The following is a 22,748-nucleotide window of genomic DNA, read 5'->3' as shown; positions in this document are numbered from 1 at the left end:
GTTGACACATGGAGAACGCGAGCCCAGCTCGAACATCCACCGCGTCGCCCTGACGCCGGCCGGCTCCGGCGGGCCCGCGGCGACCGCGTCCGAAGGAGGTCCCCGTGATCATCGAACGTACGACCCTCCCCGGCATCGGGGTCCGGCACACGCTGACCACGGAGGAGGGCCGCCGGATCGGCGTGATCGACTACCAGGTCGGCGGCCGGCGCGACGTCGTCCACGACGACCCGGACGACCCGGACCGCATGGTCACGCTCACCCTCACCCGTGACGAGGCGTCGGCCCTGGCCAACCTGCTCGGCTTCCCGGAGCTGGTGGCCGTACCGGCCTAAGACGCCGGTCACACCGGCCGCGGCCCCTACGCCGGCAGCGGCCGGCGGGGCCAGTCCAGCGCCCGCGCGCCGAGCACGGCGGCGTGCAACGTGAACCGGTCCCGCGCGTCGGCGGGGTCGTAGCCGCTCAACGACCGGATCCGAGCCAGCCGGTAGGTGACGGTGCGCACCGACACGTGCAGCCGGCGGGCGGCCTCGGTGGAGACCTCGCCGCAGGCGAAGTACTCGTTCAGCGTGTCCAGCAGCGGCTCGGCGCCCCCACGCGCCTGGGCCAGCGGCGTCAGCACCGCCCGCACCAGGTCGACCATGGCGGGCTGGTCGCGCAGCAGCACCCGGTAGATCAGCAGGTCGTGCGCGTCGATCACCGACGCCTCGCTGTGCAGGCGCCGCGCCGTGGTCAGCGCCTCCCGGGCCTCCTCGTACGAGCGGGCGATGCCGTAGACGCCCGGGTGCGGGCGGCCCACCGCCACCTGCCACGGCCGGCCCCGCACCAGCCGGTCCAGCTCGCCGTGCATCAGCGTGCCCAGGTTGCCGGCCGGGCCGGCGCCGCGGCCCCGGTCGGCGGCCACCGGGTCCGCCGGGGCGATCACCACGAGCAGCCCCTCCTTGGTGGCCACCAGCACGTCCCGGTCACCGAGCCGGTCGAAGATGACCCGCTCCAGCGCGCTGATCGCCGCCTCCGTGTCCGGCAGCCGCCGTCCCGGCGCGGCCAGCGCGACCTGGTGCACCCGGGCCAGGTCCAGGCCGAACGGCTCGGCCCGCTCCACCAGCCCGCCCAGGTCGGAATCGCCGCGCAGCAGGTCGTCGACGAGTTCCCGGCGCAGCGACTCCTCGCGCCGGACCAGTTCCCGGCGGGCCACCGCGTACCCCTCGGCGAGCGTGGCCACCGCGGTGTCGACCACGTGCAGGACGGCGTCGGCGGCCGCGCGGACCGCCTCGCTGTCGTCGGACCGGTCCAGGTGGGGGAGCTGCCGCCAGACGCGCCGCGCCGCGGACAGGTAGAGGCGTACCGCGCGGCCGGCGGAGATCCCCTGCTCGGCCGCGCGCCGGCCCAGCGCGCCGACCGCGTCGAGTTCGGCGCGGCGCGGGCGGCGGCCGGTCACCGCCGCGTCGGTCAGCAGCCGCAGGTAGTCGCCGAGCAGCTCCACCGGCACGTCGCCGGCGTCGGCGCCCGCCGCGCGGGCCACGTCGGCCAGCCACTGCTCGTCCTCGCCGCCCGCGACCGGTGCCGGCCGGCGGACGCTGTCGGTCATCGCGGTCTCCCCGGACGGGGCCGGCACCGGACGCCGGCCCACCGCACCAGCCTAGGCGGCGGGCCCGCGTGCGCCGCCGGTCATCCCCGCGACAGTGGTTCCGCCGTCGATCACCAGCGCCGGGCCGGTGCGCCGCCCGCCCCGGGCGCCGCGGGTCAGCAGCTGCGCCGTCCGTGCCGGGTCGTCGCCGGCGGCCACCTGATCGAGTACGCGCAGCCAGCGCTCCCCGTGCGCGTCGGTGAAGCCGGTGCCGACGACGGCGATCCGGCGGCCGGTGACCGGGCCGGGCGCGGCGCGTTCGCCCGGCTCCGTCGACCCGATCGCCGGTCCCTCGGGCACTGCGGCGGGTTCGGCGCGGTGGCCGGCGGCGACGACGAGATCCGGCGAGCCGCACCGCACCGCCCGTACCGAGCCGGCTCGGTCCACGTCGACGATGGTGGCGCGCAGGTGGCCCGCCGGGGCGAGATCGCGGACCACCTTCTCCAGCGCGTCGACCAGGTGCGGCAGTGTGCGCCGCGGTCCGGCGGCGGCCCGGTGGAACGCCTGCTCGATCGCCCGGCGCCCGGCGGGCGTGTCCAGCGTGGCGCCGGTGACGGTGCCGAGCAGGACGCGCAGCCCGCCGCCGGGGACCGGGACGGCGGCGCCGATCTCCCCGGCGGTGCCGCAGATCGCCAGCGCGGCGCTCCCGGGACCGGCCGGCACGGTGAACACCGCGACGTCCGGCGGCGCGGCGGCGCGCGTCACGGTGGCGGTCCGCGTCCGGCGGCGGGCCCAGGCCAGGAACGGCACGGCGGCCAGGCTGGCCGCCGAGGCGAGCAGCGCCTGTGGATCAGTGCGGTGGCCGGGGATCACCGGTACGACGACCGACAGCGCGACCAGCACGCCCGCCCAGGCCGACACCAGCGCCGCCGTCCGGGGCCGGGCCGAGACGCCGAGCAGGCCGGGCAGCAGCACCCAGCCGACCGGCGTGCTGACCTCGGCGAGGCCCATCAGCATCGCGTTTCCGGTGGTGCCCGCCAGGGCGGCTCGCATCGGCAGCACGCCGACCACCCTATCGGGGCGCCCGCCGGACGCGACCGCTGTACCGGGCAGAGCAAATCTCACTCCTTACCCGAAACAGAGCGGAGCCGACACGACACGTTCGCGTGATTCTCTCGACATACCGCCTCGCCGCATCGCCGGTTAGGGTTGACGTACCGCAGGTCGATCTTGAGGAGTGTGTGTGCTGGTTCTGGTGGCGGTCCATGCGTTCGCAGCCTTGACCGCCCCCGTGCTGGTACGCCTCCTCGGCAGGCGGGCTCTCTATCTGCTGGCGGCCGTCCCGGCGGCGGCGCTGATCTGGGCGGTGACCCGTACCGAACCGGTCCGCGCGGGCCGGCCCGTCGTCGAGACCGTCACCTGGGTGCCGCAGCTGGGTCTGGAACTCGCGCTGCGCATGGGCACGCTGTCCTGGCTGCTGGTGCTGCTCGTCGGTGGGGTCGGCGCCCTCGTGCTGGCCTACAGCGCGCGCTACTTCCGGTCCGACGATCCCGGCCTCGGCCGGTTCGCCGCGGTGTTCGTGGCGTTCGCCGGCGCGATGCTCGGCCTGGTCGTCTCCGACGACCTGCTGCTGCTGTACGTGTTCTGGGAACTCACCACCGTCTTCTCCTACCTGCTGATCGGCAGCGACCCGACCAAGCGGGCCAGCCGCCGCGCGGCGATGCAGGCCCTGCTGGTGACCACGCTGGGCGGCCTGGCGATGCTCGCCGGTTTCGTGATGCTCGGCCAGCACGCCGGCTCGTACCGGTGGTCGGAGATCGCCGGGAACCTGCCCGAGGGCGGCTACCTCACCGTCGCGCTGGTGCTCGTCCTGCTCGGCGTGACCAGCAAGTCCGCGATCTTCCCGTTCAGCTTCTGGCTGCCGCGCGCGATGGCCGCGCCCACGCCGGTCAGCGCCTACCTGCACGCCGCGGCCATGGTGAAAGCGGGCGTCTTCCTGGCCGCGCTGATGGGCCCCGCGGTGGGCCAGGCCACCGTGTGGCGCGGCATCCTGCTGGCCGGCGGCCTGATCACCCTGTTCCTCGGCGGCTGGACGGCGCTGCGGCAGGTCGACCTGAAGCTGCTGCTGGCGTACGGCACGGTGAGTCAGCTCGGCCTGCTCATGGTGATCCTCGGCGCGGGCACCCGCGACACCGCGCTGGCCGGCGCCGCGATGCTGCTGGCGCACGCCCTGTTCAAAGCCACCCTGTTCCTCGTCGTCGGCGTCGTCGACCACGTCACCGGCACCCGCGACCTGCGCGAACTCAGCGGCCTGGGCCGCCGCGCGCCGGTGCTGGCGGCGGTCGCCGGACTCGCCGCCGCCTCCATGGCGGGCCTGCCGCCGCTGATCGGCTTCGTGGCCAAGGAGGCCGCGCTCGAGGCGTTCCTGCACGGCGGCACGACCGAACTGCTGGTGCTCGCCGGAGTGGTGACCGGCTCGGCGCTGACCGTCGCGTACACCGCGCGCTTCCTCTGGGGCGCGTTCGCCGCCAAGCCCGGCGTGAAGGAGACCCGGCCGCACCGGATCGAGCCGGCGTTCATCGGCCCGGCGGCGGTGCTCGCCCTCGCCGGTCTCGCGGTCGGCGTCCTCGCCCCGGCGGTGGACCGGGTGCTGGCCCCGTACGCCGACCAGTTCCCGACCGCCGACCCCGGCTACCACCTGGCCCTCTGGCACGGGCTGACCCCGGCGCTGGGCCTGTCGGCGCTCGCGGTGGCGGGTGGCCTCGGACTGTTCCTGCTGCTGCACCGGCGCCGGCCGTACCTGCCGCGGCTGCCCTTCGACGGCGCCAGCGGCTACGACCGGCTGGCCGGCGCGGTCGACCGCGCGGCGGTGGAACTGACCGGCGCCACCCAGCGCGGCTCGCTGCCGTTCTACCTGGGCGTCATCCTGCTGGTCCTGGTCGTGCTGCCCGGCGGCGCGGTGCTCGCCGGCGCGCCGTGGGCCCGGCGGTTCCAGCTCTGGGACACCCCGTTGCAGGCCGTCGCCGGCGCGGTCATCGTCGTCGCGGCGCTGGTGGCCGCGCGCGCCCGCCGCCGCCTGACCGCGATGATCCTGGTCGGCGTGACCGGCTACGGCACGGCGCTGATGTTCATCCTGCACGGCGCGCCCGACCTCGCGCTCACCCAGTTCCTGGTGGAGACCGTCACGATCGTGATGTTCGTGCTGGTGCTGCGCCGGCTGCCGCGCCGGTTCTCGGCCCGCCCGATCCGCGCCACCCGGCGGTTCCGCGTCGCGCTCGGCGTCGCCGTCGGCGTGGTCACCGCCGGCATGGCGTACGTGGCGGCGGGCAGCCGGACCGCGACGCCGATCTCGGTCGGCTTCCCGGACGAGGCGGTCTCCTACGGCGGCGGCAAGAACGTGGTGAACGTGACGCTCGTCGACATCCGGGCCTGGGACACGATGGGCGAGATCGCCGTGCTGGTGGTGGCCGCCACCGGCGTGGCCAGCCTGATCTTCCGCCGCTCCCGCGCGCTGGACCTGCGCAGCGGCATCCCCGGCGCCGGCCGGCAGCAGTCGTCGCGCCCGCGCTGGCTGACCGGCGGCGCGACCTCCCGGCAGCAGTCGGTCATCCTCCAGGTGGTCACCCGGCTGCTGTTCCACGCCATCCTGCTGTTCTCGATCTACCTGCTCTTCTCCGGCCACAACGCCCCCGGTGGCGGGTTCGCCGCCGGTCTGGTCGCCGGGCTGGGGCTCGCCGTGCGGTACCTGGCGGGCGGGCGTACCGAACTCAACGGCGCCGCGCCCGTGGACGCGGGCCTGGTGCTCGGCGCGGGGCTGTTCGTCGCGGTCGGCACCGGCGTGGCCGCGATGCTGCTGGGCGGCGAGTTCCTCCAGAGCGCGACGCTCGACTTCCACCTGCCGTTGCTGGGCCACGTGCACTTCGTGACGTCGGTCTTCTTCGACGTCGGCGTCTATCTCATCGTGGTCGGCCTCGTACTGGACATCCTGCGCAGCCTGGGCGCCGAGATGGACCGCCAGGAGGAGGTCGACGAACAGGAGACCGGACCGGCCGGCGTACGGGAAGAGGAGCTGGTGTGAGCCCGAACGTCCCCAACCTGGTCTACGTCGTGGTGATCGGCGTCCTGTTCGCCACCGGCGTCACCCTGCTGCTGGAACGCAGCCTCACCCGTGTCCTGATGGGGGTCATCCTGCTCGGCAACGGCGCGAACCTGCTGCTGCTCACCGGCGGCCGGGCCGGTGGCCCGCCGATCGTCGGCACCACCGCCCAGGAGGACATGTCCGACCCGTTGCCGCAGGCGATGGTGCTGACCGCGATCGTGATCACGCTCGGCATGACCGCGTTCCTGCTCGCGCTGGCCTACCGGAGCTGGCACCTCAACGGGCACGACGAGGTGCAGGACGACGTCGAGGACCGCCGGATCATGGAGCTGGCCGACCGGGACGAGGGCCCGGGCACCTCGGACACCGACGGCGTCGACACCGCCGACGGCAGCCCCGAGGCGCGGGTGCTCGCCGCCGGTGAGGCGGAGGCCGTCCGATGACCTGGCTCGTACCGCTGCCGGTGGTGATGCCGCTGCTCGGCGCCGCCCTCACCCTGCTGCTCGCCCGCCGGGCCCGCGCCCAGCGGTGGGTCAGCATCATCGTGCTCACCGCCACCGTCGCGGTGGCCGCGATGCTCCTGGTCCGCTCCTCGCTGGACGGCCCGCTCGTGGTGGAGGTGGGCGGCTGGGTGGCCCCGATGGGCATCGTGCTCGTCGCCGACCAGCTCGCCGCGCTGATGCTCGTGGTGTCCGCCTCGGTCACCCTGTGCGTGCTCGTCTACTCCATCGGGCAGGGCATGGCCGACGGCAACGAGGAGACGCCGCTGTCGGTCTACCACCCGACCTACCTGGTGCTGACCGCGGGCGTCTGCAACGCCTTCCTCTCCGGCGACCTGTTCAACCTCTACGTCGGCTTCGAGATCCTGCTGGTGGCGAGCTACGTGCTGCTGACGCTCGGCAGCACCGAGACGCGGATCCGGGCCGGCACCACGTACGTCGTGGTCAGCCTGCTCTCGTCGCTGATCTTCCTGGTGGCGATCGGCCTGGTCTACTCCGCCACTGGCACGCTGAACCTGGCGCAGCTCGCCGACCGCCTGGACGCGCTGCCCGACGACATCCGCCTGGTGCTGCAGGGCATGCTGCTGCTCGCGTTCGGGATCAAGGCGGCGGTGTTCCCGCTGTCGGCGTGGCTTCCGGACAGCTACCCGACCGCGCCCGCCCCGGTGACGGCGGTCTTCGCCGGCCTGCTCACCAAGGTCGGCGTGTACGCGATCATCCGTACCGAGACGCTGCTGTTCCCCGGCGGCCGCACCGCCGACCTGCTCATGGTGATAGCGGCGCTGACCATGGTGGTGGGCATCCTCGGCGCGGTGGCCCAGTCGGACATCAAACGGCTGCTGTCGTTCACGCTCGTCAGCCACATCGGGTACATGCTGTTCGGGGTCGGGTTGACCACCCCGCTCGGCCTGTCCGCGGCGATCTTCTACGTGGTGCACCACATCACCATCCAGACCACGCTGTTCCTCGCCGCCGGCCTGGTCGAACGACGCGGCGGCAGCACCGCGCTGGACCGCCTCGGCGGCCTGGCCCGGCTGTCGCCCCTGCTCGCCGTGCTGTTCTTCGTGCCCGCGCTGAACCTGGCCGGCATACCACCGTTCTCCGGGTTCCTCGGCAAGCTCGGCCTGGTCCAGGCCGGCGTCGACGACGGCGGGTTCCTGGCCTGGTCGCTCGTCGCCGGGGGACTGCTCACCAGCCTGCTCACGCTCTACGCCATCGCCCGAGTGTGGAACCTCGCCTTCTGGCGGGCCCCGCACGCGGACATGCCGGAGCCCGGCGACGCCGACCAGGCGGCCCGCACCGACGGCGCCGAGCAGCCGCACGACGGCCCGGCGCCGGCCGGGGCGGTGCTGCCCCGGCTGATGACGGTGTCCACTGCCGCCCTCGTGGTGCTCGGTCTGGCGCTGACGGTGGTGGCCGGACCGCTGTTCGACATCAGCACCGACGCCGCCGACGACCTGTTGCGCCGTGCCCCGTACGTGGAGGCCGTGTTCCCGGAGGGACCGCCGTGACCAGTCAGCCGAAAGCGCCACTGACCCGCCGTGACCGCTGGCGCAACCGGGCCATCGCGGTGACCGGCCTGGTCACCGTCTGGGTGCTGCTGTGGGGCACCTTCAGCTGGGCCAACGTGCTCAGCGGACTCGTGGTCGCGGCCGTGCTGCTGGTGGTCTTCCCGCTGCCCCCCGTCACGTTCGCCGGCCGGATCCGGCCGGTGCCGCTGCTGCGGTTCGTGGTCCGCTTCCTGTACGACCTTGTGGTGGCGTCCGCGCAGGTGGCCTGGCTGGCCGTCCGGTCCGAGCACCCGCACTCGGCGATCATCGCGGTGCCGCTGCGGGTGAACACCGACCTCAACCTCACCCTCAACGCCGAGGCCCTGTCGCTGGTGCCGGGCAGCCTGATCCTGGAGGCCGACCGGAGCACCGGCACGCTCTACGTGCACGTCATCGGCATCCGCAGCCTCGACGAGGTGGAGCGCTTCCGGCAGGGCGTGCTGGAGCTGGAGGAGCGCATCGTCGCCGCCGTCGGCTCGGCCGAGGAGCTGAGCCTGATCCGTCGATCCGTACCCACCGGCCCGTCCGGGTCGGTCGACCTGGAAGGAGCACCGACGTGACCGTCGTCGCCGTGATCGTCACCGCGCTGCTCGTCGCGGCCGGTGGGCTCACCCTCGTCCGCATCATCCGCGGGCCGTCGATCCTCGACCGGGCCGTCGCCACCGACGTGCTGCTCGCCGTCGCGGTCGCGGCCATCGCCACCGAGGCGGCCTACAGCCGGGACGCCACGGCGCTTCCGGTCCTGGTGGTCCTCGCCCTGGTCGGGTTCGTCGGCTCGGTGAGCGTCGCCCGGTTCGCGTCCCGGAGAAGCTCGAAGTGATGATCGACGCGATCCTGGACACCGTCGCCGGCATCTGCCTGATCGCCGGCGCCCTGCTCTGCCTCGCCGCGGGCATCGCGCTGGTCCGCTTCCCGGACGTGCTGTCGCGGATGCACGCGGCGGCCAAGCCGCAGGTGCTCGGGCTGCTGCTGGTGCTGCTCGGCTGCGCGCTGCGGCTGCGTACCGGCGTGGACATCACCACGCTGGTCCTGGTGGGCCTGTTCCAGCTCGCCACCGCACCGGTCGCGGCGCACATGGTCGGGCGGACGGCGTACCCGCACGACGACATCCGGCGCGATCTGCTGATCACCGACGAGCTGGCCGACCACATCGACCGGATCCGCGCGGACCGGGCCGGTGAGCCGGAGGAGACGTCGCCGGTCCACACGTCCTGAGACTCCGTACGAGCGCCGAGGCAGGGAGCCCATGAGCGGCACGGTCTACGAGAACGCCCGCATCCACACGCTCGACCCGGACCGCCCGTACGCCGAGGCGATGCTGGTCCGCGGCGAGCGGATCGTCGCCGTCGGTGACCTCGCCGAGTGCCGGGACCGGGCCGGCGGCGGCGCGCGCCGGGTCGACCTCGGCGGAGCGGCCGTGCTGCCCGGGCTGATCGACAGTCACATCCACGCGGCGTCCTACGTGCGCGGGCTGGACCAGGTGGACCTGCGCGGCACGGCGAGCCTCGACGAGGCGCTCACCCGGATCGCGCGGCACGCCGCCACGCTGCCGCCGGACGCCTGGCTGCTCGGCGGCGGGTGGGACAGCAACAAGTGGACCCGGCCGGTGCAGCCGACCCGCACCGACCTGGACCGGGTCTGCCCGGACCGGCCGGCGGCGCTGCCCAGCATCGACGGCCACACCATCTGGGTGAACACCGCCGCCCTGGCCCGCCTCGGCATCGACGCCACCACTCCCGACCCGGCCGGCGGGCAGATCGCGCGGGACGAGCACGGCGAACCGACCGGCATCCTGCGCGAGGCGGCGGCGGACGCGGCGTACGCGGTGGTGCGTTCCCCGCACGCCGGCGACCTGGTCGCGCAGTTGCGCACCCACCTGCCGCGGCTGCTCGCCGCCGGGCTGACCGGCATCCACGACCTCGACGGGCAGGACGCCCGCGCCGCCTACGAGACGCTGTACGCGCGCGGCGAGCTGCCGCTGCGGGTGCACAAGACGATCCCCGCGACGGCCCTGGACGAGGCGATCGACGCCGGCTGGGCCACCGGGGACGGCGACCGCTGGCTGAGCACCGGCCCGGTGAAGATCTTCACCGACGGCGCGCTCGGCTCACACACCTGCCTGATGACCGAGCCGTACGACGGGGAGCCCGGCAACCACGGCATCGCCGTCACCCCGGCCGAGGAGTTCGAGCGGCTGGTGGCGACCGCCGCCGGGGCGGGGATCGCGGTGGCCGCGCACGCCATCGGCGACGCGGCGAACCGGATGGTGCTGCGGGCGTACGCGCGCTGGCGCGAGTCGGCCGATCCCGGCGCGGTGGCGCGGCTGCGGCACCGGATCGAGCACACCCAGCACCTGCTGCCGGACGACGTGCCGCTGCTCGCCCGCTCCGGCGTGATCGCCTCGATGCAGCCCACCCACTGCACCAGCGACATCCCGCTGACCACCCGGATGCTGGCCGGCCGGGGCCTGGCCTCGTACGCGTGGCGCAGCCTGCTCGACGCCGGGGCGACAGTGGCGTTCGGGTCGGACGCCCCGGTGGAGGACCCCGATCCGTTCTTCGGCATCCACGCCGCGGTGACCCGCCAGCAGCCCGACGGCACCCCGCCCGGCGGCGTCGACTCGCACGAGCGGCTCGACCTGGACACGGCGTTGCGCTGCTTCACCGAGGCGGGCGCGTACGCCTCGTACGAGGAGCACCTGAAGGGCCGGTTGCGCTCCGGCATGCTCGCCGACTTCATCGTGCTGCCCACCGACCCCTACCGGGTCGACGCGGCGGAGCTGCGCGAGGTGACCGTGGCGCTGACAGTGGTCGGCGGCGTGGTCCGCTGGCAGCGCTGACCGTGTCCCGCCCGGACGCCGCTGTCCGGGCGGGACACGGCTCTCAGGCGCCCTTGACCCAGTCGAGGCTGAACCGGGCGAAGTAGATGCCGCCGGTGCCGCCCACCTCGTACAGGTTGCCGACCGTGCCGTCGGCCAGCACCGCCATCGTCGAGTACCCGGCGCCGCCGGGCTTGACCAGCGCCCGGGCCGGCCAGGTCGCGCCGTCGTCGGTGGACAGGCGGACCGTGAGGTCGTTGCGCGCGCTCGGGTGCGCGTTGTTGCTGAACAGCGCCGTGCGGGTGCGTACCGGCGCCCGGTTCGCGCCGACCTCGGCGGGCCGCAGGTAGGACATCTCGTCGGCGTTGCAGAGCGGGTCGGTCAGCACGGCGCTCGCCGTCGCCGGGCCGAACGTGGCGGCACCGTCGGTGGAGGTGGCGTAGAACCGGCTGCGGGTCGAGTTGTGCCGCATGTTCTGCACCACCGCGCCGGTGCCGCGCTCGATGGCCTTGCTCTCGTTGATGTTGCCACCGGCGGATCCGCCGCGCCGCCAGGTCGCGCCGTGGTCGTCGCTGTAGATGTTCGCGGCGTGGCTGGTGCCCGAGGCGTCCCGGTAGGCGATCGGCTGGATCAGGCGGCCGGTGCTGGTCTGGATGCCGTGGCCGGAGGAGAAGAACGCCTGCTGCCAGGCCGGGTCCTTGACCGCCGGGTTCAGCTCCACCGGAGCGCTCCAGGTGGCGCCGTTGTCGCGGCTGGTGATGTAGCGCAGGTGCATGCTGTTCGGGTCGTCGGCGGTGTTCAGGCCGGAGCCGCCGGACCAGAAGCTGATGCCGGGCCGGGGGGAGTAGGTGAAGAAGCAGTAGACGACACCGGTGGCGCGGTCGACGAGCAGGCTGGGGTCGCCGACGCCCTCGCTGGTGGTGGGCGGGGCGTGGATGACGCGGGGCTGCTCGAAGGTGCGCCCGCCGTCGGTGCTGCGGATCATCACGATCTGGATGTTGTTGGTGCCGCCGCCGAGGTCGTACGAGCCGTTGACCCGGGCGTCGGCCACGGCGATGACGGTGCCGTTGTTGGTGACGGCCAGGCCGGGGATGCGGACCGAGGCGACGGTGCCGTCGTAGCGGCCGTTCGCGCCGTTGAGGCCGCGGATCACGGTCTGCGTGGTCAGCAGCGTGGTGGTGGCGAGCTGCGGGTTGCCGGCGGCCAGGTCGCAGGAGGTGGTGCCGCGCAGCGTGGTGTCGAAGCCCGGCGCGGTGACCCGCAGCGTGTACGGGGTGCCGGCGCCGACGGTCCAGTAGTGCAGGAAGTTGCCACCGGCGGCGATGGTGCGGGTCCACGGCGAGCCGGTGCGTCCGGGCCAGGTGACTGTGAAGTCCCGGGCCGTCGTGGTGCGGTTCTCCAGGGCGAGCTGGAGGCGGCCGTTCGTGCAGTCGAAGCCGGCCAGCGCGGACATTCCGGTGCCGCAGTGGAAGATGCCGCTGGTGGTCTCGTCCAGGCCGGTCGGGGTCGTGGTGCGCAGCGTGTACGGCGTGCCGGGGGACAGCGTCCAGTACAGCTCGGCGTTGCCACCGGCGGCGACCGTGCGGGTCCACGGCGAGCCGGAGCGGCCCGGCCAGGTGACGGTGTAGGTCTGCGCCGTGGTGCTGCGGTTGTCGAGGTCGAGCAGCAGCCGGCCGGCGCTGCAGTCGGCACCGACGGTGGCGGTCACGCCGGCGGGGGCGGCGGCCTGGGCCGCGGTCGCGTGCAGTACGGAGAGGAGGGTGAGGGCGGCCACCGCGAGGACGGTTGCGCGGCGCGGTATGGCGCGGCGAGGGGACACGTGGTTCCTTCCGGACGGGGGAGGGGGAAATCGGACCAGCTATAAGACGTCAGATGTCCGATGTCTGCACGCTAGGCGGATTCACCCCGGCCCGTCAAGGATCGGTTCCGGTCGACGTCCCCGTCCGGCCCGGGGAGTCGTCAGCGGTCCGGCCCGGCCGTCTCGCCGAGCAGTGCCTCGCCCATCGCGGTGAGCCGGTGCAGCACCAGGTTGCCGTGCCGCTGGCTGGTGATCAGTCCGGCCTCGCGCAGGATGGTGGTGTGATGGCTGGTGGTGGCCGGCGAGATGCGGGCACGCCGGGCCAGCTCGCCGGTGGTGGCGCCGCTCGCGGCGGCGCGCAGGACCGCGACCCGGGTGTGGCCGAGCGGCGGGCCGAGCCGGCGTTGCGGGCCGGCCGGCGGCGTCGGTTCCGGTCGCTGCCGGCGCGCCGGGTAGACGAGCGTCGGCGGCAGGTCGGGATCGGCCAGCGTGATCGGCGCGTGCCAGCAGAAGTACGACGGGACCAGCGTGATGCCCCGGCCGTCGAGATGCATGTCCCGGTCCTCCGGGTAGCCGTGCACGGACAGCACCGGCGGATCCCACGAGGTCTCCGGGCTCAGGTCGTCGAGGATCTGCCCGGCGCCGCTGTCGAGGACCCAGGCTCCGCGCAGCGCCCGGTCGCCGGAGACGGCGGAGGTGATCTGCGTCCAGTAGGGAGCGAGTGCGACCCGGAAGTAGGCGCGCAGCGCGTCGCCGAGGCCGTGCCGGGCGGCGAGCCGGCCGGCCGCCAGATCGCTCATCCACGCGCCGTCGACGGGCGTCACCATCCGCCCGAGTTCGGTGCGGATCCGCCGGGTCGGGGTGCCGAGCACCCGGTCGATCCCCTCGTCGAGGTCGGCGACCGCGCCGGGTGTGAGGAAGTCCGGGAAGTAGCGCTTGAGCGGCGCGACGGGCAGGAGCCGCTCGCGGACGACCGGGACGAGACCGGCGCGCTCCAGGTCCGGACGGATCTGCCGGTGCCATCGGGCGTAGCCCGCGTAACCGGCCCGGGTCTGGAGGCGGTGCAGGCTACAGATGATCTCCCACAGTGGATCGGGCCGGGCCGCAAGCCGGGTGCTGCTGAGGTCCCCGGCCGTGAAGTGGATGCGTAGCGTCCCCATGACGCACAGTGTTCCGACGCGCGCCGCCGTGCTCAGTCTCGTCCACGACATTGACGTATATCACTGTAAGAAGGTAAGGCGGGGCGGCAGCCGGACGGCTGCCGCCCCGCGGTGTCTCAGCCCGCGCTGCAGCTCGTGCGCCACCGGTGGGAGGCGATGTTGTCGTTGGCGTTCGCCATGTAGCCGTCCCGGTTGGAGCCCCAGGTGAACCAGGCCCCGGTGAGGTTGTCCCACGCGTCGCCGGCGCCGAGACAGGCGTACGCACCGGTGTAGTCGGGGTGGATGTAGAGGGCGACCGGCCGGCCGCCGTTCGAGTCGTTCCAGGCCGAGGACGCCAGGTTGCGCATGCTGGCCCGGTTGTTGTTGTCGCAGTTGGCGTTCTCCGCCGTGTTGATCGTGTCCCAGTTGTTGTCGGCGTTGTACCACCAGCACCACCGGCCCGCCCAGTAGGCGTCCTGGCTGACGTACAGGTAGCCGCTGCCCGCGGCGGCGCGCTGCGTCGCGTCCGCGTGCGGGGTCGGCCGGGGCGCGGCCTGGGCGGCGGTGGCGGTGCAGGCCAGCGCGGCTGCCGCCGCGGCCACTGTGGCCAGCGCGGACCGTAGTGCTCTCATGGTGTTTCCCTTCGGTCGGGTTCCTTCCGTGGCGGGCCGCCACGGACGTCGTGGGGGTGGGTCAGCCGGCAGCCAGCACGGCGCGTGCCCGCGGCAGCGCGGCGGCCTCCAGGCGGAGCCGTTCGGTGACCTCGGTGCGGAACCGCCTGTCGAGGGCGCCCCGATGCTCGGCGTCGAGCCGCCGGGCGAGCGGGCCGAGCCCGGTCCGGGCCGCACAGGTCGCCTCGGCCACCGCCAGCCTGATCTCGCCGGGCGTGGCGGAGCCGGCTGCCGGCTCGGGCACCGACGCGCGGGCCGATGCCGGGTCGGCCACGTCGTGCCCGTCGGCGCGCATGCACCGCCGCCACGCCCGTACGCCGTCGGCGTAGCGGGGGTCGGCGAGCACCCGGCCGACGCGCAGGCCGGCCAGGTTGTCCGTGACCTTCGTGGCGCGGTACCAGCCGGGCAGGTCGCGGTAGAGCTGTCGCTCCGCCTCGGACGTGCAGCTGTGGCTGCTGCGGCGCAGCACGCCGCCGGCCGGCAGCGTCGCGCGCAGGGCGTCGGGCTCGCCGGGGTCGCCGTTGACCGCGCGTACGGCGGCGGCGCCGCGTTCCGGGGGCAGTTCCCGGACGTACCGGGCATTCGGGTCGGCCGCCATCGCCTCCTGGAGGCGGCGTTCCAGGGCGCCGCCGTATCCGTACCGGCGGGCGTAGGAGACGTCGTCGAGGACGTACGGGAACTCGCGCAGCTCCGGCACCGGCTGCCGGGGAACCGGCCAGTAGCGGAACCCGCGACGCTGCATGCAGTCGCGGATCAGCACCTGCGTGGCGGCGTACCGCACCTCGGCGGCCGGGGCGGCGGCGGGCGGGACCGGCACGGCGGCGGCACTCGCCGCGGGCGTGCGGTGAGTCTCGGACGGCGGCGCGACGTCCGGGCGCGCGCCCAGTGCCCCGGCCACCGCCGCCGCGAGGGCGGCGGGGACCGCGACGGCGTACCACCTTGACCGCGCTCGGCGCGACACCACCGCCATGACATGCACCTCGGCCGTCCGGGGCGCCCGATGCGCCCGTCAGAAGACAGCTTCGGCACGGGGCGTGCCCCGGGACAGAGACCTTCGATCAGGCTCGAACGACAGGTCCCGGCGTACGGCGGGTCAGGACTGCGCGGCGCGGGCGATGCTGGCCCGGATGGGCGCGTAGTGCTCGGCGACGGCCGAGCGCAGCGCCGTCGCGTCGGCGGCGGTGAGGGCGGCGACGATCGCCTGGTGCCGCTGGGCGGTGATGACCCGGTCCTCCGGCTCGGTCTGCAGTGTGGGTGCGACGATGGCCTGCACCTGCCAGAACGCCTCGGTCAACTGGACCAGCAGGTCGTTGCCGAGGGGTTCCATGAGCTTCAGGTGGAACGCGCGGTCGACGTCGAGGAAGTCCTCGCCCCGGGCGGCCCGGCTGTGCATCTCGTCGGCGAGCGCGGACAGCTCCGACCGGTGCTGCTCGTCGAGGGCGTCGATGACGGTGGCGGCCAGGCCCTGCTCCAGAGTCTGGCGGACGTCGACGACCTGGGCCAGTACGCGGTGGTCGTCCTCGCCGCTGAGCAGACCCCGGAACGTCAGGCTCTCCACCAGGGCGTTGAGGGACATCCGGCCGACGAACGTGCCGTGGCCGTGGCGTACCTCGACGATGTCGAGCGCGGAAAGGATCTTGACGGCCTCGCGGACGCTGGAGCGGCTGGCACCGACGGCCTCGCACAGTTCCGTCTCGGTGGGCAGGAGGTTTCCCGGCTTCAGGCGGTTGCGCAGGATGTACTCCTTGATCCTGGTGGCGACCTCCTGCCGGCGAGGGCTCGGCCGCTCGGCGCCGCGTAGCGGACTGGCGTCAATGGTCGTCATCTGCCCCTTGCCCTTCGTTCCCGAATCTGACACCCTCACCCTACCGGCATCAGACGTCAGACGTCATACACCTTATGCTTCACATCCCCGAGCGCGAGCGGTCACGCGAGCGCATGAAGAGCCTATGGAGGCAGCTACGTGAGCACCACCGGTAAGCCGTCGGGGAGCCGGCGCGTCCTGCGCGGCCGCGCCCGCTCCCTGGCCGTCGCCTCCCTCGCGGGGGGCCTCGCGGTCGCGCTGGCGGCCTGCAGTGGCGGTCCCGCCTCGACCAACGCCGTGGGCGACGGGAAGGGGGGCACGTCGATCGAGGCCACGCTGGCCTTCACGCTCTCCAGCGGTTTCGATCCCAGCAACGCCTCCTCGGCCGTGGCGACAGCGGTCAACCAGCACGTCTTCGAGGGCCTCGTCGACCTCGACCCGATCACGCGGGAACCCTACAACGCCCTGGCCAAGAGCGACCCGACCCCCGGGGCCGACGGCCGGACCTACACCGTGACGCTGCGTGACGGAGCGAAGTTCTCCGACGGCACCCCGGTCACCGCCGAGGACGTGGCCTGGTCCTTCACCCGCGTGCTCAAGCCCGCGGACCCGAAGGCGCCGCCGCTGATGCAGGGCTTCGTGTCGTTCCTCGACAGCGTCACCGCCAAGGACGCGACGACCGTCGAGTTCACGCTGAAGTACCCGTTCGCCCTGTTCAGCGAGCGGATCTCGGTCATCAAGGTCGTGCCCAAGGCCAAGACCGGTGACCCGGCCGCGGCCAAGGCGTTCGACACCGCCCCGATCGGCTCCGGCCCGTTCAAGGTGGACAGCGCGTCCAAGGAGTCCGGCGTCAAGCTGAGCAAGAACGCGAACTACAACGGCCCGCGCGCCGCCAAGGTCGAGACGATGACGTGGAACACCACCACCGAGGCGTCGGCCCGCGTGTCGGACCTGCAGGGCGGCCGGGTGCAGGCCATCGAGGCCGTGCCGTACCTGAACGTGGACTCGCTCAAGGACAAGTACACGATCGACGTGAAGCAGGCCTTCAACCAGGTCTTCCTCATGTTCAACAACTCCGCCGCGCCGTTCAGCGACAAGCGGGTGCGCCAGGCCCTGCACTACGCCATCGACAAGGAGGCGGTCATCAAGACCGCGCTCAACGGCTACGGCAGCCCGGCGACGAGCTACCTCGACGAGGGCAACAAGGCCTACCAGAAGGCCGCCACCGTCTACGACTACAACCCGGACAAGGCCAAGGCCCTGCTCCAGGAGGCCGGCGTCACCAACCTGTCGTTCCGGCTCGACACCACCGACAGCTCGGTGGTCAAGGACGTCGCCCCGCTGGTCATCGAGCAGTGGAAGAAGATCGGCGTCAACGCCACGCTGAACACCGTGCCGTCCTCGGCGATCTACGGCGACATCGTCCCCAAGGACACCTTCCGGGTGCTCATGGCCACCGGTGACCCGAGCGTCTTCGGCGTCGACACCGACCTGCTGATGCGCTGGTACTACTTCGGCGAGACCTGGCCGGGCCAGCGCTACCGCTGGAGCGACGCCGACCGCAAGGCCATGGGCGACCTGCTGGACAAGGCCGCGCAGACCTCCGACGAGACGGCCCGCAAGGCGCTGTGGAAGCAGGCCCTGGACATGGCGGCGGACCAGGTGCCGCTGTACCCGATCCTGCACACCAAGGTCGTCACCGCGTACGACCCGGCCAAGGTGGACGGCTTCTCCGGCGCCTCCACCACCGGCCTGTACTTCCTGGGCACCGGCCGGACCGGCTGAGCCCGCGCTCGGGGTTCCGGCCCCGCAGGCGTCCCGCCCGGCCCCACGTGACCCGTGCGGCCGGGCGGGGCGTCCCGGCGCCCCGCCACGAGAAAGAGAATCCATGCTGACCGTCCTGAACCTGGTCGCACGACGATTCCTGACGCTGATCCCCCTGGTGCTGGGCATCACGCTCTTCGTCTTCGTGATCATGCAGTTCTCCCCGATCGACCCGGCGTTGTCCGTCCTCGGTGACCAGGCCACGCCGGCGCAGGTCGAGGCGTTCCGCGCCGCCAACGGCCTCAACGACCCGCTGCCGTTGCGCTACCTGCACTTCCTCGGCGACCTCGTCCGCGGCGACCTCGGGATGACGTTCCCGCCGTCGGTCCCGGTCGCCGAGAAGATCGCCATGGCGCTGCCGCTGACCATCCAGCTGACCGTGCTCGGCGTCGTCGGCGCGCTCGTCATCGCCCTGGCCCTCGGCATCCCGGCCGCCCTGTACCGGGACCGCTGGCCCGACCAGGTCATCCGGATCGTCTCCATGGCCGGCATCGCCACGCCCTCGTTCTGGCTGGCCCTGCTGTTCATCCAGGAGTTCTCCGTCCGCCGCCCGATCTTCCCGACCGGCGGCTACGTCAACCCCGCCGACTCGGTCGGTCTGTGGTTGCAGTCGCTGGCCATGCCCGCGCTGGCGCTGGCCGTGCCGGTCGGCTGCTCGCTGGCCCGCATCGTCCGGACGTCGATGGTCGAGGAACTCGACAAGGACTACGTCCGCACGGCGATCGGCGCCGGACTGCCGCCGCGCGTGGTGGTCGGCCGCAACGTGCTGCGCAACGCGCTGGTCAATCCGCTCACCGCGCTCGGCCTGCGGATCGGCTACCTCATCGGCGGCACCGTCGTCATCGAGGCCATCTTCTCGCTGCCCGGCATGGGCACCCAGATCATGAGCGCCGTCCAGCAGAACGACACCGCGCTGGCCCAGGGCACCGTCCTGACCATCGCGCTCTGCTTCGTGCTGGTGAACCTGGTCGTCGACATCCTCTACCTCTTCGCCAACCCCCGACTGCGCGGAGGCCACTGATGCGCCGGTCCCTCACCACGCGGCTGTCCCGCCCCGGCATGGCCTTCGCCCGGCTGGGTGTCGCGGCCCGGTTCGCGCTCGGCTTCGTCGCGCTCATCGTCGTGGTCGGCGTGCTGGCCCCGCTGCTGCTGCGCCACGACCCCACCCAGACCGGGCTCGGTCCGGCGCTGACCGGCCCGAACGGCGACTTCTGGTTCGGGCTGGACAAGCTCGGCCGCGACGTGTTCTCCCGGCTGGTCGCCGGCACCCGGCGCTCCCTGATCGTCGGCTTCGGCGCGGCCGGCATCGCGCTGGTGGTCGGCGCGATCCTCGGTGCCGTCGCGGGAAGCAGCCGCACCGTCGTCGACGAGATCATCATGCGCTGCCTCGACGTGGTCATGGCCTTCCCCACGATCGTGCTCTCCGCGCTGCTGATCATCTCGTTCGGCAAGAACAGCCTGCTGGTCCTCGTGATCGCGATCGGCTTCGTGTTCACCCCGTCGGTCGCGCGCATCGTCCGCGCCAACGTGCTGTCCCAGTACGGCGAGGACTACGTGGCCGCCGAGCGCATCATCGGCGCCCGGCGACCGCACATCCTCTGGCGGCACGTCCTGCGCAACTGCGCCGCGCCGATCCTCGTCTTCGTCACCGTCATGGTCGCCGACGCGATCGTCTTCGAGGCGTCGCTGTCCTTCATCGGCGGCGGCCTCGCCCCGCAGGAGGCGGCCTCCTCGTGGGGCTCGGTGATCGCGTTCGGCAAGGAGATGGTGCAGATCGGCGGCTGGTGGGCCACGTTCTTCCCCGGCCTGCTGATCCTGCTCACCGTGCTGGCGCTCAACGTGCTCTCCGAGGGCATGTCCGACGCGTGGGCCGCACCGGCGGCGCGCCGCGCCACGTCCACCACCAGCGGTGACGCGCTGGAGCAGGCGCAGCCCGGCACCGGTGAGGTGGTCGAGCTGCCCGGCCTCGCCGAGGCGGCGCGGCGGCTGCGCGAACGCGCCCGCCCGCTGCCGCAGGGCCGGCCCGTCCTTCAGGTCAGCAACCTGTCCATCGGCTTCGAGGGCCGCCACCGCGGCGTGGACATCGTCGACGGGCTCTCCTTCGACGTCCGCCCAGGCGAGGTCGTCGGCCTGGTCGGGGAGTCCGGCTCCGGCAAGTCGCTCAGTGTCCTGGCCGTGATGGGCCTGCTGCCGAAGGGCGCCCGGGTACGCGGCGAGATCCGCTTCCAGGACACCAACCTGCTGACGCTGAACGCCAAGGGCCGCCGGGCCCTGATGGGGCGCGAGATCGCCATGGTCTACCAGGACGCCCTGTCGGCGCTGAACCCGGCGCTGCGCGTCGGCGCCCAGCTCGCCCAGATGATCCGGCGCGGCGGCACCCGCTCGGCCGAGGAGCTGATGCGGCTGGTCGGGCTGGACCCGCAGCGCACGCTCGCCGCGTACCCGCACGAGCTGTCCGGCGGGCAGCGGCAGCGCGTGGTGATCGCCATGGCGCTGTCCCGCGACCCGAAGCTGATCATCGCCGACGAGCCGACCACCGCGCTCGACGTCACGGTGCAGGCCCAGGTGATGAGGCTGCTGCTGGACCTGCGCGAGCGGCTCGGCTTCGCCCTCATCCTGGTCAGCCACGACCTCGCCCTGGTCAGCGACGTCTCCGACCGGGTCGTGGTGATGTACGGCGGGCAGATCGTGGAGACCGGCGTGACCGCCGACGTGATGGAGGCGCCCGCCCACCACTACGCCCGCGGGCTGCTCGGTTCCGTCCTGTCGCTGGAGACCGGCGCGGAACGGCTCACCCAGATCCGCGGCGTGGTGCCGTCACCGGCCGACTTCCCGAAGGGCTGCCGGTTCTCCGACCGCTGTCCGATGGCGACCGAGATCTGCCGGGACACCGCGCCCGCCCTGGAGGGCACGGACGGCCACGGGTACGCCTGCCACCACCCCGCCGTCACCGTCAGCGAGAAGGAGCCGGCCCGATGAGCGCCACCGCCGAGCACCGGCCGATCGCCGAGCTGAGCGACGTGCACGTGGTGCACGCCGCGCGCGGCGGCGGCATGTTCAGCCGGGACAAGGTCTACGCGCTCACCGGCGCCGACCTGGTGATCCGGGCCGGCGAGACGGTCGGCATCGTGGGCGAGTCCGGCTGCGGCAAGTCCACGCTCGCAAAGGTGCTCGTCGGCCTGCAACGGCCGACCAGCGGCACGGTGTCCTTCGCCGGCAAGGACGTGTGGTCGATGAGCACCGCCGAGCGGCGCGAGCACATCGGCGCGGGCGTCGGCATGATCTTCCAGGATCCGGCCACGTCGCTGAACCGCCGCATGCCGGTACGCGACATCCTGCGCGACCCGCTGGACGTGCACCGCCGGGGCACCCGGCAGCAGCGCGAGCAGCGGGTGACCGAGCTGATGGCCCTGGTGGGCCTGCCCCGCTCGGTCGCCGACGTGCTGCCCAGCCAGCTCTCCGGCGGCCAGCGCCAGCGGGTGTCCATCGCCCGCGCACTGGCCCTGGAACCGGGACTGGTCATCGCCGACGAGCCGACGAGCGCGCTCGACGTGTCGGTGCGGGCTCAGATCCTGAACCTGCTGCTGGACCTCAAGGACCGGCTCGGGCTGGCCATGGTGCTGGTCTCGCACGACATCCAGACCGTCAAGCGGGTCAGCGACCGGGTCGTCACCATGTACCTGGGCCGGATCGTCGAGCAGACGCCCGCCGACCTGCTGCCCGAGGGCGGCCGGCACCCGTACACCCGGGCGTTGTTCTCGGCCACGCCGGGCCTGCTGTCACCGATCGAGCCCATCCCGCTGGTCGGACCGGTCCCGTCGGCCACCCGGCCGCCGAGCGGCTGCCCGTTCCGGACCCGCTGCTGGGCCGCCACGGACGGCTGCGCCGTGGACATGCCGGCGCCGCGCCCCGCCGAGGGCGAGGGCCACGAGTTCCGCTGCCACCACCCGGTGCCCGCCGGAACCGCGAACACCGAACTGGTCGCGCTCGCCACCCCGGCGGCCGGCCGCACCACATCTGAGTCTGTCGAGGAGAACCTGTGACCACCCCAGCCCCGCGGTTCGCCGGAGTCGTGCCGCCGGCCGTGACCCCCCTGACCGAGGAGGGCGAGGTCGACGTCCGTTCCCTGGAACGGCTGGTCGAGTGGCTGCTCGACGCCGGTGTCGACGGCATCTTCGCCCTCGGCAGCTCCGGCGAGACGGTCTTCCTCACCGACCGGCAGCGGGACCTGGCCCTGGAGACCATCGTGAAGACCGCCGGCGGCGCCGTGCCGGTCATCGCCGGCTGCATCGAGCCCACCACCCGCCGGGTCGTGGAGCGGGCCGAGGCGTCCACCCGGCTGGGCGCGGACGGCCTGGTCGTGACCGCGCCGTTCTACGCCATCGTCGGCCCGCACGAGATCGAGCGGCACTTCCGGGCGGTCGCCGCGGCGGTCGAGCTTCCGCTGCTGGCGTACGACATCCCGGTCTGCGTGCACAGCAAGCTCTCCGTCGACCTGCTGACCCGGCTCGCCGCCGAGGGTGTGCTGGCCGGCGTCAAGGACTCCAGCGGCGACGACGTCGCGTTCCGCCAGCTCGCGCTCGCTGTCGCCGAGCGCGCGCCGGAGCGCGACTTCAGCCTGCTCACCGGCCACGAGGTGGTGGTCGACGCGATGATGCTCGCCGGTGGCTCCGGCTCGGTGCCCGGACTGGGCAACGTGGACCCGGCCGGATACGTGCGGCTGCACCGCGCCTGCGTGGCCGGCGACTGGGCGGCGGCCCGGCGGGAGCAGGACCGCCTGACCCGGCTGTTCCGCATCGTCGACGCGGCCGACCCGGCCACCTCGGCGGGCGCCACCCGGGGCGTCGGCGCGTTCAAGACCGCCCTGGCGCTGCTGGGCGTCATCGCCGGCAACGCGGTGTCGCTGCCGCTGCGGCCGCTCGACGCCGCCGAGACGGGCCGCGTGCGTACCCAGCTGGAACTGGCCGGGCTGCTCTGA

20 protein-coding genes are annotated in these 22,748 nt (G+C 73.3%); 13 read left to right on the top strand and 7 right to left on the bottom strand.

Annotated features, from left to right (window positions below; translation table 11 throughout):
* The first annotated feature begins 104 nt into the window (after positions 1-104).
* Positions 105-335 carry a hypothetical protein gene (locus ACN27C_RS27095; RefSeq protein WP_013285820.1) on the top strand — a complete coding sequence of 77 codons (231 nt, stop codon included), beginning with the start codon at positions 105-107 and terminating at the stop codon, positions 333-335.
* A 26-nt stretch (positions 336-361) separates the two neighbouring features.
* Here ACN27C_RS27095 and ACN27C_RS27090 read toward each other — a convergent pair whose 3' ends face one another.
* Both ACN27C_RS27090 and ACN27C_RS27085 read right to left on the bottom strand, forming a co-directional pair.
* A complete protein-coding gene (locus ACN27C_RS27090) occupies positions 362-1,588 on the bottom strand; it encodes a PucR family transcriptional regulator (RefSeq protein WP_422749008.1) in 1,227 nt (408 codons plus the stop codon).
* 51 nt (positions 1,589-1,639) lie between these two features.
* Complete coding sequence (locus ACN27C_RS27085) at positions 1,640-2,629, bottom strand: hypothetical protein (protein WP_422749006.1); 990 nt, start codon at positions 2,627-2,629, stop codon at positions 1,640-1,642.
* Between the two features lie 181 nt (positions 2,630-2,810).
* Here ACN27C_RS27085 and ACN27C_RS27080 point away from each other — a divergent pair, with 181 nt between their 5' ends.
* Genes ACN27C_RS27080 through ACN27C_RS27050 form a run of 7 tightly spaced genes read left to right on the top strand, consistent with a single transcriptional unit; the run spans position 2,811 to position 10,555 of the window.
* Positions 2,811-5,645 (top strand): Na+/H+ antiporter subunit A, encoded by a 2,835-nt coding sequence (locus ACN27C_RS27080; protein WP_422749004.1) that lies wholly within the window; start codon positions 2,811-2,813, stop codon positions 5,643-5,645.
* On the top strand, positions 5,642-6,109 hold the full coding sequence (locus tag ACN27C_RS27075; RefSeq protein WP_422749002.1) for a Na(+)/H(+) antiporter subunit C: 468 nt from the start codon (positions 5,642-5,644) through the stop codon (positions 6,107-6,109). The genes ACN27C_RS27080 and ACN27C_RS27075 overlap by 4 nt, the downstream gene beginning before the upstream one ends.
* Positions 6,106-7,677: a Na+/H+ antiporter subunit D gene (locus ACN27C_RS27070; protein WP_013477154.1), complete on the top strand. Its 1,572-nt coding sequence runs from the start codon at positions 6,106-6,108 to the stop codon at positions 7,675-7,677. Before ACN27C_RS27075 ends, ACN27C_RS27070 begins: the two co-directional genes overlap by 4 nt.
* Complete coding sequence (locus ACN27C_RS27065) at positions 7,674-8,276, top strand: Na+/H+ antiporter subunit E (RefSeq protein WP_120570319.1); 603 nt, start codon at positions 7,674-7,676, stop codon at positions 8,274-8,276. Before ACN27C_RS27070 ends, ACN27C_RS27065 begins: the two co-directional genes overlap by 4 nt.
* Positions 8,273-8,536, top strand: a complete 264-nt coding sequence (locus ACN27C_RS27060; RefSeq protein ID WP_302906873.1) for a monovalent cation/H+ antiporter complex subunit F — start codon at positions 8,273-8,275, stop codon at positions 8,534-8,536. Before ACN27C_RS27065 ends, ACN27C_RS27060 begins: the two co-directional genes overlap by 4 nt.
* Positions 8,533-8,931, top strand: coding sequence for a monovalent cation/H(+) antiporter subunit G (gene mnhG, locus ACN27C_RS27055; protein WP_121684067.1), 399 nt, complete (start codon positions 8,533-8,535; stop codon positions 8,929-8,931). The genes ACN27C_RS27060 and mnhG overlap by 4 nt, the downstream gene beginning before the upstream one ends.
* Positions 8,932-8,962: 31 nt before the next feature.
* Positions 8,963-10,555 (top strand): amidohydrolase, encoded by a 1,593-nt coding sequence (locus ACN27C_RS27050; RefSeq protein WP_422748999.1) that lies wholly within the window; start codon positions 8,963-8,965, stop codon positions 10,553-10,555.
* A gap of 43 nt (positions 10,556-10,598) precedes the next feature.
* Here ACN27C_RS27050 and ACN27C_RS27045 read toward each other — a convergent pair whose 3' ends face one another.
* The 5 genes from ACN27C_RS27045 to ACN27C_RS27025 form a co-directional block, all read right to left on the bottom strand.
* Positions 10,599-12,308 (bottom strand): exo-alpha-sialidase, encoded by a 1,710-nt coding sequence (locus ACN27C_RS27045; RefSeq protein WP_422748997.1) that lies wholly within the window; start codon positions 12,306-12,308, stop codon positions 10,599-10,601.
* Between the two features lie 185 nt (positions 12,309-12,493).
* Positions 12,494-13,492 carry a helix-turn-helix domain-containing protein gene (locus ACN27C_RS27040; RefSeq protein ID WP_422748995.1) on the bottom strand — a complete coding sequence of 333 codons (999 nt, stop codon included), beginning with the start codon at positions 13,490-13,492 and terminating at the stop codon, positions 12,494-12,496.
* Between the two features lie 116 nt (positions 13,493-13,608).
* The gene (locus tag ACN27C_RS27035; RefSeq protein WP_120570314.1) at positions 13,609-14,103 is read right to left on the bottom strand and encodes a hypothetical protein; all 495 of its coding nucleotides are present in this window, start codon (positions 14,101-14,103) and stop codon (positions 13,609-13,611) included.
* Between the two features lie 61 nt (positions 14,104-14,164).
* Complete coding sequence (locus ACN27C_RS27030; RefSeq protein WP_422748993.1) at positions 14,165-15,112, bottom strand: hypothetical protein; 948 nt, start codon at positions 15,110-15,112, stop codon at positions 14,165-14,167.
* 123 nt (positions 15,113-15,235) lie between these two features.
* Positions 15,236-15,967 (bottom strand): FadR/GntR family transcriptional regulator, encoded by a 732-nt coding sequence (locus ACN27C_RS27025; RefSeq protein ID WP_120570312.1) that lies wholly within the window; start codon positions 15,965-15,967, stop codon positions 15,236-15,238.
* A 138-nt stretch (positions 15,968-16,105) separates the two neighbouring features.
* Here ACN27C_RS27025 and ACN27C_RS27020 point away from each other — a divergent pair, with 138 nt between their 5' ends.
* The 5 genes from ACN27C_RS27020 to ACN27C_RS27000 all read left to right on the top strand — a co-directional run bounded on the left by ACN27C_RS27020 (position 16,106) and on the right by ACN27C_RS27000 (position 22,748).
* A complete protein-coding gene (locus ACN27C_RS27020) occupies positions 16,106-17,731 on the top strand; it encodes an ABC transporter substrate-binding protein (RefSeq protein ID WP_121684063.1) in 1,626 nt (541 codons plus the stop codon).
* Positions 17,732-17,834: 103 nt separating this feature from the next.
* On the top strand, positions 17,835-18,791 hold the full coding sequence (locus tag ACN27C_RS27015; RefSeq protein WP_120570310.1) for an ABC transporter permease: 957 nt from the start codon (positions 17,835-17,837) through the stop codon (positions 18,789-18,791).
* Entirely contained in the window at positions 18,791-20,749 is a 1,959-nt protein-coding gene (locus tag ACN27C_RS27010; protein ID WP_358193303.1) for a dipeptide/oligopeptide/nickel ABC transporter permease/ATP-binding protein, read from the top strand. The genes ACN27C_RS27015 and ACN27C_RS27010 overlap by 1 nt, the downstream gene beginning before the upstream one ends.
* Entirely contained in the window at positions 20,746-21,813 is a 1,068-nt protein-coding gene (locus tag ACN27C_RS27005) for an oligopeptide/dipeptide ABC transporter ATP-binding protein (RefSeq protein ID WP_422748989.1), read from the top strand. Before ACN27C_RS27010 ends, ACN27C_RS27005 begins: the two co-directional genes overlap by 4 nt.
* Positions 21,810-22,748: a dihydrodipicolinate synthase family protein gene (locus ACN27C_RS27000; RefSeq protein ID WP_121684061.1), complete on the top strand. Its 939-nt coding sequence runs from the start codon at positions 21,810-21,812 to the stop codon at positions 22,746-22,748. Before ACN27C_RS27005 ends, ACN27C_RS27000 begins: the two co-directional genes overlap by 4 nt.

The organism is Micromonospora sp. WMMD1219, assembly GCF_049315215.1.
In the GTDB taxonomy this organism is placed as follows: domain Bacteria; phylum Actinomycetota; class Actinomycetes; order Mycobacteriales; family Micromonosporaceae; genus Micromonospora; species Micromonospora tulbaghiae.
The sequence above is the reverse complement of the archived record's forward strand: the minus strand, read 5'-3'. Positions and strand labels throughout refer to the sequence as shown.

Excerpts from the sequence above, each read along its gene's own strand:
- ACN27C_RS27050 (WP_422748999.1), top strand. The coding sequence starts at position 8,963 with ATGAGCGGCACGGTCTACGAGAACGCCCGCATCCACACGCTCGACCCG.
- ACN27C_RS27010 (WP_358193303.1), top strand. The coding sequence starts at position 18,791 with ATGCGCCGGTCCCTCACCACGCGGCTGTCCCGCCCCGGCATGGCCTTC.
- ACN27C_RS27040 (WP_422748995.1), bottom strand. The coding sequence starts at position 13,492 with ATGGGGACGCTACGCATCCACTTCACGGCCGGGGACCTCAGCAGCACC.
- ACN27C_RS27025 (WP_120570312.1), bottom strand. The coding sequence starts at position 15,967 with ATGACGACCATTGACGCCAGTCCGCTACGCGGCGCCGAGCGGCCGAGC.
- ACN27C_RS27090 (WP_422749008.1), bottom strand. The coding sequence starts at position 1,588 with ATGACCGACAGCGTCCGCCGGCCGGCACCGGTCGCGGGCGGCGAGGAC.
- ACN27C_RS27030 (WP_422748993.1), bottom strand. The coding sequence starts at position 15,112 with ATGGCGGTGGTGTCGCGCCGAGCGCGGTCAAGGTGGTACGCCGTCGCG.
- ACN27C_RS27015 (WP_120570310.1), top strand. The coding sequence starts at position 17,835 with ATGCTGACCGTCCTGAACCTGGTCGCACGACGATTCCTGACGCTGATC.
- ACN27C_RS27035 (WP_120570314.1), bottom strand. The coding sequence starts at position 14,103 with ATGAGAGCACTACGGTCCGCGCTGGCCACAGTGGCCGCGGCGGCAGCC.
- ACN27C_RS27070 (WP_013477154.1), top strand. The coding sequence starts at position 6,106 with ATGACCTGGCTCGTACCGCTGCCGGTGGTGATGCCGCTGCTCGGCGCC.
- ACN27C_RS27005 (WP_422748989.1), top strand. The coding sequence starts at position 20,746 with ATGAGCGCCACCGCCGAGCACCGGCCGATCGCCGAGCTGAGCGACGTG.